General features: G+C 60.7%; 13 protein-coding genes and 1 other annotated feature. Of the genes, 9 read left to right on the forward strand and 4 right to left on the reverse strand.

Going from position 1 to position 10,862, the window contains the following annotated elements; translation table 11 throughout:
- Positions 1-54: 54 nt before the first annotated feature.
- From plaP to VZP09_RS12515, 4 genes are all read right to left on the reverse strand, one after another.
- Positions 55-1,413 (reverse strand): putrescine/proton symporter PlaP, encoded by a 1,359-nt coding sequence (gene plaP, locus VZP09_RS12505; RefSeq protein WP_004148994.1) that lies wholly within the window; start codon positions 1,411-1,413, stop codon positions 55-57.
- On the reverse strand, positions 1,403-1,465 hold the full coding sequence (yoeI, locus tag VZP09_RS24860) for a membrane protein YoeI (RefSeq protein ID WP_096335043.1): 63 nt from the start codon (positions 1,463-1,465) through the stop codon (positions 1,403-1,405). The genes plaP and yoeI overlap by 11 nt, the downstream gene beginning before the upstream one ends.
- Positions 1,466-1,702: 237 nt before the next feature.
- Positions 1,703-2,593 carry a LysR family transcriptional regulator gene (locus VZP09_RS12510; RefSeq protein ID WP_004184781.1) on the reverse strand — a complete coding sequence of 297 codons (891 nt, stop codon included), beginning with the start codon at positions 2,591-2,593 and terminating at the stop codon, positions 1,703-1,705.
- Positions 2,594-2,631: 38 nt separating this feature from the next.
- The gene (locus VZP09_RS12515) at positions 2,632-3,456 is read right to left on the reverse strand and encodes an SDR family oxidoreductase (RefSeq protein WP_004152513.1); all 825 of its coding nucleotides are present in this window, start codon (positions 3,454-3,456) and stop codon (positions 2,632-2,634) included.
- 176 nt (positions 3,457-3,632) lie between these two features.
- Here VZP09_RS12515 and hisL point away from each other — a divergent pair, with 176 nt between their 5' ends.
- From hisL to hisIE, 9 genes are all read left to right on the forward strand, one after another.
- Entirely contained in the window at positions 3,633-3,683 is a 51-nt protein-coding gene (gene hisL / locus VZP09_RS12520) for a his operon leader peptide (RefSeq protein WP_004899375.1), read from the forward strand.
- Positions 3,659-3,781 (forward strand) — a sequence feature (His leader region). (Overlaps the previous gene by 25 nt.)
- A 47-nt stretch (positions 3,782-3,828) precedes the next feature.
- A complete protein-coding gene (gene hisG, locus VZP09_RS12525) occupies positions 3,829-4,728 on the forward strand; it encodes an ATP phosphoribosyltransferase (RefSeq protein WP_002912152.1) in 900 nt (299 codons plus the stop codon).
- A gap of 39 nt (positions 4,729-4,767) precedes the next feature.
- Positions 4,768-6,072: a histidinol dehydrogenase gene (gene hisD / locus VZP09_RS12530; protein ID WP_004184783.1), complete on the forward strand. Its 1,305-nt coding sequence runs from the start codon at positions 4,768-4,770 to the stop codon at positions 6,070-6,072.
- Entirely contained in the window at positions 6,069-7,130 is a 1,062-nt protein-coding gene (gene hisC / locus VZP09_RS12535) for a histidinol-phosphate transaminase (protein WP_004149000.1), read from the forward strand. The genes hisD and hisC overlap by 4 nt, the downstream gene beginning before the upstream one ends.
- Entirely contained in the window at positions 7,127-8,194 is a 1,068-nt protein-coding gene (gene hisB / locus VZP09_RS12540; protein ID WP_004200371.1) for a bifunctional histidinol-phosphatase/imidazoleglycerol-phosphate dehydratase HisB, read from the forward strand. The genes hisC and hisB overlap by 4 nt, the downstream gene beginning before the upstream one ends.
- Positions 8,194-8,784, forward strand: coding sequence for an imidazole glycerol phosphate synthase subunit HisH (hisH, locus tag VZP09_RS12545; RefSeq protein ID WP_114263967.1), 591 nt, complete (start codon positions 8,194-8,196; stop codon positions 8,782-8,784). Before hisB ends, hisH begins: the two co-directional genes overlap by 1 nt.
- Positions 8,784-9,521 (forward strand): 1-(5-phosphoribosyl)-5-[(5-phosphoribosylamino)methylideneamino]imidazole-4-carboxamide isomerase, encoded by a 738-nt coding sequence (gene hisA / locus VZP09_RS12550; protein WP_004175272.1) that lies wholly within the window; start codon positions 8,784-8,786, stop codon positions 9,519-9,521. Before hisH ends, hisA begins: the two co-directional genes overlap by 1 nt.
- Complete coding sequence (gene hisF, locus VZP09_RS12555; protein WP_004180497.1) at positions 9,503-10,279, forward strand: imidazole glycerol phosphate synthase subunit HisF; 777 nt, start codon at positions 9,503-9,505, stop codon at positions 10,277-10,279. The genes hisA and hisF overlap by 19 nt, the downstream gene beginning before the upstream one ends.
- The coding region (hisIE, locus tag VZP09_RS12560) for a bifunctional phosphoribosyl-AMP cyclohydrolase/phosphoribosyl-ATP diphosphatase HisIE (protein ID WP_328795179.1) at positions 10,273-10,862 on the forward strand (590 nt) is incomplete at its 3' end. The genes hisF and hisIE, both read left to right, overlap by 7 nt.

Below are 10,862 nucleotides of genomic sequence, written 5' to 3' on the forward strand. Positions count from 1 at the left end.
AAAAAAAAGCCGGAGGTTTCCCTCCGGCTTTTCTCAATCACATCACGCTACGCCTTACGCCACATCTTCGTACTGCGGCACCGGGTTGCGGAAGCTTTTGGTCACGCAGGCCAGATAGACCAGACCGATACCGGCCCAGATCAGGCCCAGAATCATCGAGCTCTCTTCCAGGTTGACCCACAGCGCGCCAACGGTCAGGGCGCCGCACATCGGCAGGAACAGATACTGGAAGTGGTCTTTCAGCGTCTTGTTGCGCTTCTCACGGATCCAGAACTGGGAAATCACCGACAGGTTAACGAAGGTAAACGCCACCAGCGCACCAAAGTTAATCAGCGCCGTCGCCATCACCAGGTCGAAGTTAATCGCCAGCAGCGCAATCGCGCCGACCAGGATGATGTTCATCGCCGGAGTGCGCCAGGTCGGGTGCACGTAGCCGAAGAAGCTTTTCGGGAACACGCCGTCGCGGCCCATAACGTACATCAGACGCGCCACGCCAGCGTGCGCCGCCATACCGGACGCCAGTACGGTGATGGTGGAGAAGATCAGCGCGCCAACCTGGAAGGCTTTACCTGCCACGTAGAGCATAATTTCCGGCTGTGACGCATCCGGATCTTTAAAGCGCGAGATATCCGGGAAGTACAGCTGCAGGAAGTAGGTGGCAAAGATGAAGATCAGGCCGCCGATCAGCGCGGTCAGGAAGATCGCGCGCGGGATGACGCGCTCTGCATCTTTGGTCTCTTCCGACAGGTTGCTGATGCCGTCGAAACCGGTAAACGAGAAGCACAGGATCGTCGCCCCGGTAATCATCGGGATCACGTGCGCGTCACCGGACCAGAACGGACGGCTGCTGGCCAGCGTACCGGCGCCCTCGCCTTCAAACACGCCATAAATCACCATGCCGAGGATAACGGCAATCAGCACCACCTGCAGCACCACGATCACGGTGTTGAAGTTGGCCACGGATTTAATGCTGCGCAGGTTAAAGGCGGTCATAAAGGCGACCAGCGCGATAACAAACACCCACGACGGAATCGAAGGCACCAGCGCTTCAAAATAGATTTTCGCCAGCAGAATGTTGATCATCGGCGCGAACAGGTAGTCGAGCAGCGAGGACCAACCCACCATAAAGCCAACGGTCGGGCTGATGGATTTCTGCGCATAGGTATACGCCGAGCCGGCAGAAGGGTAACGACGTACCAGCTTGCCATAGCTCAGGGCAGTAAACAGGATAGCGATTAACGCAAAGGCGTAGGCCGTCGGCACGTGACCGTCGGTCATACCAGAGACGATACCAAACGTATCGAACAGCGTCATCGGCTGCATATAGGCCAGGCCCATCATTACAACCGGAACTAACGTAAGCGTTTTACGTAATTCCACGCGAGAGGTATTTGGAGTAGCGTTATGCGACATAGTTATCCCCTTTTACGGTGAACGCCAGCGCGTAAGCAAAAAATTGCCCCATTTCTTTCTATTCCTCAGCGACAACGACTGTCGGTTTTTAGTAAATATCTATCCGGTACGAAGCCCGGCCTCTTGGTATTGAATGATGTGTCTTTCGACCAAAAAAATAACCGACACTTTAAAAAAAAGCGTCGGCTAGTCTCTGGTTTTCAGGCCGCATATTTTGCAACAAATTCAACGGCGTTGACAAGATGTTATGAAGTTCATTGCGTAAGCATAATTTTTAACGTGCTAATATCTATACGGTTTCCGTATGATAAATTGTAAAAATAGCACTATTTGCTAATAGCGTTTCCCGCCACCATTTGCCAGCCAAACCGCAGGTGGCGTCATTCCAGGCGATCCACGCGCGTTGACGAGGCGATAACCCGCGCACGGTCATGCAGACCAGCTCGCCGCTGTCCAGCAGACCCTGCACCTGATAGCGCGGCAGGCACCCCCAGCCCAGCCCCAGGCGCAGCAGCGCCAGCTGCCCCGCGGCGTCACACACCGTCAGGGTCTCCTGATCGCTGAGTAGCGCCCCGCCCTCGCCGGTGGCCACCGCCCGGTAACGGCGCAGGGTTCGCCAGCTTAGCGGTGCGCGGTGTCGCGCCAGCGGATGCTGTGGGGCAACGACCAGCAGCAGCTCCAGCTCGCCGAGGGGGAGATAGTCATAACCGCTCAGCGGCGGCGGTTCGCCGAGCGCCCCCAGCAGCAGATCGGCCTGCCCGTCAGTCAGCGGCCGCCAGTCCAGCAGGGAGGGGTTCAGCGTGAAGTGCAGCCGGGTCAGCGGCTGTTGTTGATAAAATGCAGCGATTGGCGGCGAGAGCAGCGCCACGGGAAAGGTGCTGTCCACCGCCAGACGAAGGCTATTCTCCCACCCCTGCTGCAGCTTAACCGCCCGGTTCTCCAGTTCGCGGGCGATATGCAGCACCTCCCGCCCTTTCTCCAGCAGCATCTGTCCGCTGGGGGTAAAGCGCGCGCGATGGCCGCTGCGGTCGAGCAGTTGAATATTGAGATCGCTTTCCAGGCGGTGAATGGTGTAGCTCAGCGCCGAGGGCGTTTTAAAGAGCTTTGCCGACGCGGCGGCAAAGCTCCCCTCTTTTTCCAGGGCATCCAGGATCACGAGGACATCCAGCAGTGGTTTCATCGCTACCCCCTTACGGTATGCGAATCACCGCTGGCGGATCACTCCATCGGCATCACCAGCGGATCGGGGTACTGGTACTCAAACCCCAGCTCATTGCAGATACGATTGCCATCCACAATCTTGCCCTGGCCGCCGTCCGGGCTGTCGCTGAACACCGGCGGCGGCAGACCGAGCTCGCGGGCCATCTGCGGATAAAAGAGGCCGCGCGCCGGATGGCGGGGCGCACATAGATTATAGATGTGCCCGCCCTTCGGGGCCTGCAGCAGCAGTTCGATAGCGGCCACCACATCCTGCAAATGCACCAGATTGACCACGTGCTGGCCATCCGGCGCCGACTTGCCGGCAAAAAAACGCCCCGGATGGCGGGAAGGCCCCACCAGCCCGGCCAGGCGCAGAATATCCACCGATGTCCCCGGCAGGTTGTGCAGCCAGTCCTCCAGCTCCTTGAGCACCTGTCCGCTGGCGGTTTGCGGCAGACGCGGGGAATTCTCCTTCACCGTACCGTTGACGTTGCCATACACCGAGGTGGAGCTGGTGAAGACGATCCGCGGAATATGGTAAGCCAGCGCGGTATCGACGATCTCCTGCACCGCCTGTAGATAAAACCCTTCCCCTGCCCCGGTACGCCGGGCCGGCAGGGTGATCACCAGCGCATCGACGTTCATCAGCGCGTCGAGGTCCTCGGTATCACAGACCAGCTGCGGCTCCAGGCGCAGCGGATAGCTGTCGATCCCGCACATCCGCGCCGCCTCCACGCCATCCTGCGTAGTTTTACTGCCGGTGACCTGCCAGCCTCGCGCCGTCAACGACAGCGCCAGCGGCATCCCCAGCCATCCCAAACCGACTATCGCGACCTTTTTCATCCCAGGCTCCTGACTCTTTCGCTGTGCTGATTACAGGCTACGCCAGCCAGCGGCAACTGACAATTTCTTCGCTCAATATGAAATGAATTAATGATAGAAAAAAGCCCTTGCTTTCTGCGGCGGAAGTGGTTTAGGTTAAAGGACATCAAATGCATAGTCATTCACAGAGAATTTTTATGAACCGCGTTCAATTTAAACACCACCATCATCACCATCATCCTGACTAGTCTTTCAGGCGATGTGTGCTGGAAGACGTTTGGATCTTCCAGTGGTGCATGAACGCGCAGAGAGCCCCCGGAAGATTCACTTCCGGGGGCTTTTTTTTGGACCAAATTCGGACAGATTCAGACAGGTATTCAGAGGAAAAGAACAATGTTAGACAACACCCGTTTACGCATAGCTATTCAGAAATCAGGCCGTTTAAGCGAAGATTCACGCGAATTACTCAGCCGCTGCGGCATTAAAGTCAATTTGCACACCCAGCGTCTGATTGCGCTGGCGGAAAATATGCCAATCGATATTCTGCGCGTGCGTGATGACGATATCCCGGGCCTGGTGATGGACGGTGTTGTCGACCTCGGCATTATCGGCGAAAACGTGCTGGAAGAAGAGCTGCTCAGCCGCCGCGCCCAGGGCGAAGACCCGCGCTACTTCACCCTGCGCCGTCTCGACTTCGGCGGCTGCCGCCTGTCGCTGGCGACTCCGGTGGATGAAGCCTGGAACGGCCCGGCGGCGCTGGACGGCAAACGTATCGCCACCTCTTACCCGCACCTGCTGAAGCGCTACCTCGATCAAAAAGGTATCTCCTTTAAATCCTGTCTGCTGAACGGCTCCGTGGAAGTGGCGCCGCGCGCCGGCCTCGCCGACGCCATTTGCGACCTCGTCTCCACCGGCGCCACTCTGGAAGCCAACGGCCTGCGCGAAGTGGAAGTGATCTACCGCTCCAAAGCCTGTCTGATCCAGCGCGACGGCGAAATGGCCGACGCCAAACAGCAGCTGATTGACCGCCTGCTGACCCGTATTCAGGGCGTGATTCAGGCCCGCGAGTCGAAATACATCATGATGCACGCCCCGACCGAACGCCTGGAAGAAGTGGTTGCCCTGCTGCCGGGCGCCGAGCGGCCGACTATTCTGCCGCTGGCAGGCGACAAGCAGCGCGTGGCGATGCACATGGTCAGCAGCGAAACCCTGTTCTGGGAGACCATGGAAAAACTGAAGGCGCTGGGCGCCAGCTCCATTCTGGTGCTGCCGATTGAGAAAATGATGGAGTAATCGGCCAGCCGGTCACGGGACACACAGGGGAATACAATCATGAGCTTCAACACAATCATCGACTGGAACGGCTGTAGCGCAGACCAACAACAGCAACTCTTAACGCGCCCGGCGATTTCCGCCTCCGACAGCATCAGTAAAACGGTGACGGAGATCCTGAACAACGTCAAAGCCAACGGCGACGCGGCGCTGCGCGAATACAGCGCGAAGTTTGATAAAACCACCGTCGCCGCGCTGCAGGTGAGCGAGGCGGAGATCGCCGCCGCCGGCGAGCGCCTCAGCGATGAGCTGAAGCAGGCGATGGCGGTGGCGGTGAAAAACATCGAGACCTTCCACAACGCGCAACAGCTGCAGGCGGTGGATGTCGAAACGCTGCCGGGGGTGCGCTGCCAGCAGGTCACCCGCCCTATCGCCTCCGTCGGACTGTACATTCCCGGCGGCTCAGCGCCGCTGTTCTCCACGGTGCTGATGCTGGCGACGCCGGCGCGCATCGCCGGCTGTCAGCAGGTGGTGCTCTGCTCGCCGCCGCCGATTGCCGATGAGATCCTCTATGCCGCACAGCTGTGCGGCGTAAAAACCATCTTTAACGTCGGCGGCGCCCAGGCCATCGCCGCCCTCGCCCTCGGTACCGAGTCGGTGCCGAAGGTGGATAAAATCTTTGGCCCGGGCAACGCTTACGTCACGGAAGCCAAACGCCAGGTCAGCCAGCGTCTGGACGGCGCAGCCATCGACATGCCGGCCGGCCCGTCGGAAGTGCTGGTCATCGCCGACAGCGGCGCTAACCCGGATTTTGTTGCCTCCGACCTGCTGTCGCAGGCGGAACACGGCCCGGACTCGCAGGTGATCCTCCTGACCCCGGACGCCGGGATGGGCAGCCGTGTCGCCGAGGCGGTTGAACGCCAGCTGGCCGCCCTGCCGCGCGCGGAAACCGCCCGCGTGGCGCTCTCCGCCAGCCGGATCATCGTGGCTCGCGATCTGGCGCAGTGCGTGGCTATCTCCAACCAGTACGGCCCGGAGCACCTGATCATTCAGACCCGTCAGGCCCGCGAGCTGGTGGACAGCATCACCAGCGCCGGTTCCGTTTTCCTTGGCGACTGGTCACCGGAATCCGCGGGCGACTACGCCTCGGGCACCAACCACGTCCTGCCGACCTATGGTTACACCGCCACCTGCTCAAGCCTCGGCCTGGCCGACTTCCAGAAGCGGATGACCGTGCAGGAGCTGTCGCGCGACGGCTTTGCCGCCCTCGCCTCAACGATTGAGATCCTGGCCGCCGCCGAGCGCCTTGACGCCCACAAAAACGCCGTAACGCTGCGCGTTGCCGCCCTGAAGGAGCAAGCATGAGCATTGAAGATTTAGCCCGCGCCAACGTCCGCGCGCTGACCCCGTATCAATCCGCTCGCCGGCTGGGCGGCAAAGGCGACGTCTGGCTCAACGCCAACGAATTCCCTACCGCCGTAGCCTTCCAGCTTACCGAACAGACGCTGAACCGCTATCCGGAGCCGCAGCCGAAGGCCGTGATTGAGAGCTACGCCCGCTACGCCGAGGTCAAACCGGAGCAGGTGCTGGTCAGCCGCGGCGCCGACGAAGGCATCGAGCTGCTGATCCGCGCCTTCTGTGAGCCCGGCGAAGACGCGGTGCTCTACTGCCCGCCGACCTACGGCATGTACAGCGTCAGCGCCGAGACCATCGGCGTCGAGTGCCGCACCGTGCCGACGCTGGCCGACTGGCAGCTCGACCTGCCGGGCATCGAAGCGCGGCTGGACGGCGTGAAGGTGGTCTTCGTCTGCAGCCCGAACAACCCGACCGGGCAGATTATCGACCCGCAGTCGATGCGCGACCTGCTGGAGATGACCCGCGGCAAAGCCATCGTGGTGGCCGACGAAGCCTATATTGAATTCTGCCCGCAGGCGACGCTGGCCGGCTGGCTCAGCGACTATCCGCACCTGGTGGTGCTGCGCACGCTGTCCAAAGCCTTCGCCCTCGCCGGCCTGCGCTGCGGCTTCACCCTCGCCAACGCCGAGGTGATCAACGTGCTGCTGAAAGTGATCGCCCCGTACCCGCTCTCCACGCCGGTGGCCGATATCGCCGCCCAGGCCCTGAGCCCGGAGGGGATCGCCGCGATGCGCCAGCGCGTGGCGCAGATCCTTGACGAGCGCCGCTACCTGGTGGAACAGCTGCGCGGCATCGCCTGCGTGGAGCAGGTCTTCGATTCCGAGACCAACTATGTGCTGGCGCGGATAACCGCCTCCAGCGCAGTGTTTAAATCTTTGTGGGATCAGGGCATTATCTTACGTGACCAGAATAAACAACCTTCATTAAGCGGCTGTTTGCGTATCACTATCGGTACCCGTGCCGAGAGCCAGCGCGTGATTGACGCCTTGACTGCGGAGAATGTATGACCCAGAAGTATCTCTTTATTGACCGTGACGGCACCCTGATTTCCGAACCGCCGGAGGATTTCCAGGTGGACCGGTTCGACAAGCTGGCGTTTGAGCCGCAGGTGATCCCGGCGCTGCTTAAGCTGCAGCAGGAAGGCTATAAGCTGGTGATGATCACCAATCAGGATGGCCTGGGAACCGACAGTCTGCCGCAGGAAGCGTTTGATGGCCCGCACAACCTGATGATGCAGATCTTCGCCTCGCAGGGCGTTAACTTTGAAGAGGTGCTGATTTGTCCGCACTTCCCGGGCGACAACTGCGCCTGCCGCAAGCCAAAAACGCAGCTGGTGCTGCCGTGGCTGGAAGAGGGCGTGCTGGATAAATCCCACAGCTATGTGATTGGCGACCGGGCCACCGACCTTGAGCTGGCGGATAACATGGGAATTACCGGTCTGCGTTATGACCGCGAGACGCTCGACTGGCCGACCATCTGCGAGCAGCTGACCCGCCGCGACCGCTATGCCCACGTCGAGCGCATCACCAAAGAGACCCAGGTGGATGTGAAAGTGTGGCTGGACCGCGAAGGCGGCAGCAAGATCCACACCGGCGTCGGCTTTTTTGACCATATGCTCGACCAAATCGCCACCCACGGCGGCTTCCGCATGGAGGTTAACGTCGGCGGCGATCTGTACATCGACGATCACCACACGGTGGAAGATACCGGCCTGGCCCTCGGCGAAGCCCTGAAGCTGGCCCTTGGCGACAAGCGCGGCATCAATCGCTTCGGCTTCGTGCTGCCGATGGACGAGTGTCTTGCCCGCTGCGCGCTGGATATCTCCGGCCGTCCGCACCTGGAGTATAAGGCGGACTTCACCTATCAGCGCGTCGGCGATCTGAGCACCGAGATGGTGGAACACTTCTTCCGCTCGCTCTCCTACACCATGGCGGTGACCCTGCACCTGAAAACCAAGGGCAAGAACGATCACCACCGCGTGGAGAGCCTGTTCAAAGCCTTTGGCCGTACGCTGCGCCAGGCGATCCGCGTCCAGGGCGATGCCCTGCCGTCTTCCAAAGGGGTGCTGTAATGAATGTGGTGATCCTTGATACCGGCTGCGCCAACCTCAATTCGGTGAAATCGGCGATTGGCCGCCACGGCTATGAGCCGGTGGTCAGCCGCGATCCGGAAGTGGTATTGCGTGCCGATAAACTGTTTCTTCCCGGCGTCGGCACCGCCCAGGCGGCGATGGATCAGCTGCGCGACCGGGATCTGATCGACCTGATCAAAGCCTGTACCCAGCCGGTGCTGGGGATTTGCCTGGGCATGCAGCTGCTTGGCAAGCGCAGCGAGGAGAACAACGGCGTCGATCTGCTGGGCATTATCGAAGAAGCGGTGCCGAAGATGACCGACCACGGTCTGCCATTGCCGCACATGGGCTGGAACCGGGTGTATGCCAAAGCTGGCGATCGGCTGTTCCGCGGCATTGAAGAAGGCGCGTATTTCTACTTCGTGCACAGCTACGCCATGCCGGTCAACCCGTACACCATCGCCCAGTGCAATTACGGCGAGGCGTTCACCGCCGCGGTGCAGAAAGATAACTTCTATGGCGTGCAGTTTCACCCGGAGCGCTCCGGGAGCGCCGGGGCGCAGCTGCTGAAAAACTTCCTGGAGATGTGATGATTATTCCTGCTTTAGATTTAATCGACGGCACCGTCGTTCGTCTCCATCAGGGCGATTACGGCCAGCAGCGCGACTATGGCAGCGATCCGCTGCCGCGCCTGCAGGCCTATGCCGCTCAGGGGGCGGAAGTCCTGCACCTGGTCGACCTGACCGGGGCGAAGGATCCGGCGAAGCGCCAGATCCCGCTGCTGAAATCGCTGGTCGCCGGGGTTGACGTCCCGGTGCAGGTCGGCGGCGGCGTGCGGACCGAAGCGGATGTCGCGGCCCTGCTTGAGGCCGGCGTCGCCCGCGTGGTGGTCGGCTCCACCGCGGTGAAGTCCCCGGAAGAAGTGAAAGGCTGGTTTAAACGCTTTGGCCCAGAACGGCTGGTGCTGGCCCTCGACGTGCGTATCGACGCCGACGGCAATAAGCAGGTGGCGGTCAGCGGCTGGCAGGAAAACTCCGGCGTGACGCTGGAGGAGCTGGTGGAAAGTTATCTGCCGGTCGGCCTGCAGCACGTGCTGTGCACCGATATCTCCCGCGACGGCACGCTGGCAGGCTCTAACGTCTCGCTGTACGAGGAAGTCTGCGCCCGCTACCCGCAGGTGGCGTTTCAGTCATCCGGCGGCATCGGCGATCTCAATGATATTGCCGCCCTGCGCGGCACCGGGGTGCGCGGCGTGATTGTCGGCCGCGCGCTGCTGGAAGGTAAATTCAACGTAACGGAGGCCATTCAATGCTGGCAAAACGGATAATCCCCTGCCTCGACGTCCGCGACGGCCAGGTAGTGAAAGGCGTGCAGTTCCGTAATCACGAGATCATTGGCGACATCGTCCCGCTGGCCAAGCGCTATGCCGACGAAGGGGCCGACGAACTGGTGTTCTATGATATCACCGCCTCCAGCGACGGTCGGGTGGTCGACAAGAGCTGGGTGTCGCGCGTGGCGGAAGTAATCGATATTCCTTTCTGCGTGGCGGGCGGGATCAAGTCGCTGGAAGACGCGGCGCAGATCCTCTCCTTCGGCGCCGATAAGATCTCGATTAACTCCCCTGCTCTCGCCGACCCGACGCTGATCACCCGCCTTGCCGACCGCTTTGGCGTGCAGTGTATCGTGGTGGGGATTGATACCTGGTTTGATGCAGAGACCGGCAAGTATCACGTCAACCAGTATACCGGCGACGAGAGCCGCACCCGGGTGACGCAGTGGGAAACCCTCGACTGGGTGGAGGAAGTGCAGAAGCGCGGCGCAGGCGAGATCGTTCTCAATATGATGAACCAGGACGGGGTGCGCAACGGTTACGACCTGCAGCAGCTGGCGAAGGTTCGCGCGGTGTGCCACGTCCCGCTGATCGCCTCCGGCGGCGCGGGCACTATGGAACACTTCCTCGAAGCCTTCCGCGACGCCGACGTTGACGGCGCGCTGGCGGCCTCGGTATTCCACAAACAGATTATTAATATTGGCGAACTGAAAGCGTACCTGGCGGCACAGGGCGTGGAGATAAGGGTATGTTGACTGAACAGCTGGACTGGGAAAAAACGGACGGCATGATGCCGGCCATCGTGCAGCACGCCGTATCCGGCGAAGTGCTGATGCACGGCTACATGAACAAGGAGGCGCTGGAGAAAACCGAAGCCACCGGCAAGGTCACCTTTTACTCGCGCACCAAGCAGCGGCTGTGGACCAAGGGTGAAACCTCGGGCCATGTCCTCAATGTAGTGAGCATCACGCCGGACTGTGACAACGATACGCTGCTGGTGCTGGTAAACCCGATCGGGCCGACCTGCCACAAAGGCACCACCAGCTGCTTCGGCGAAACCGGCCACCAGTGGCTGTTCCTCTATCAGCTGGAGCAGCTGCTGGCCGAGCGTAAACACGCCGACCCGGAGAGCTCCTATACGGCGAAGCTGTATGCCAGCGGCACCAAGCGTATTGCGCAGAAAGTGGGGGAAGAAGGCGTGGAGACCGCGCTGGCCGCCACCGTGAACGACCGCTTCGAGCTGAAGAATGAGGCGTCGGACCTGATGTATCACCTGCTGGTGCTGCTGCAGGACCAGGGGCTGGATCTCGGGGAAGTGATTGATAATCTGAAGAGTCG

It is taken from the genome of Klebsiella sp. EMBS2024 (genome assembly GCF_036233805.1).
In the GTDB taxonomy this organism is placed as follows: domain Bacteria; phylum Pseudomonadota; class Gammaproteobacteria; order Enterobacterales; family Enterobacteriaceae; genus Klebsiella; species Klebsiella pneumoniae.

Bases quoted from the DNA above. Each gene is read 5' to 3' on its own strand.
- hisB (WP_004200371.1), top strand. From the start codon at position 7,127: ATGACCCAGAAGTATCTCTTTATTGACCGTGACGGCACCCTGATTTCC.
- hisD (WP_004184783.1), top strand. From the start codon at position 4,768: ATGAGCTTCAACACAATCATCGACTGGAACGGCTGTAGCGCAGACCAA.
- hisF (WP_004180497.1), top strand. From the start codon at position 9,503: ATGCTGGCAAAACGGATAATCCCCTGCCTCGACGTCCGCGACGGCCAG.
- hisH (WP_114263967.1), top strand. From the start codon at position 8,194: ATGAATGTGGTGATCCTTGATACCGGCTGCGCCAACCTCAATTCGGTG.
- hisA (WP_004175272.1), top strand. From the start codon at position 8,784: ATGATTATTCCTGCTTTAGATTTAATCGACGGCACCGTCGTTCGTCTC.
- hisC (WP_004149000.1), top strand. From the start codon at position 6,069: ATGAGCATTGAAGATTTAGCCCGCGCCAACGTCCGCGCGCTGACCCCG.
- hisG (WP_002912152.1), top strand. From the start codon at position 3,829: ATGTTAGACAACACCCGTTTACGCATAGCTATTCAGAAATCAGGCCGT.
- VZP09_RS12510 (WP_004184781.1), bottom strand. From the start codon at position 2,593: ATGAAACCACTGCTGGATGTCCTCGTGATCCTGGATGCCCTGGAAAAA.
- VZP09_RS12515 (WP_004152513.1), bottom strand. From the start codon at position 3,456: ATGAAAAAGGTCGCGATAGTCGGTTTGGGATGGCTGGGGATGCCGCTG.
- plaP (WP_004148994.1), bottom strand. From the start codon at position 1,413: ATGTCGCATAACGCTACTCCAAATACCTCTCGCGTGGAATTACGTAAA.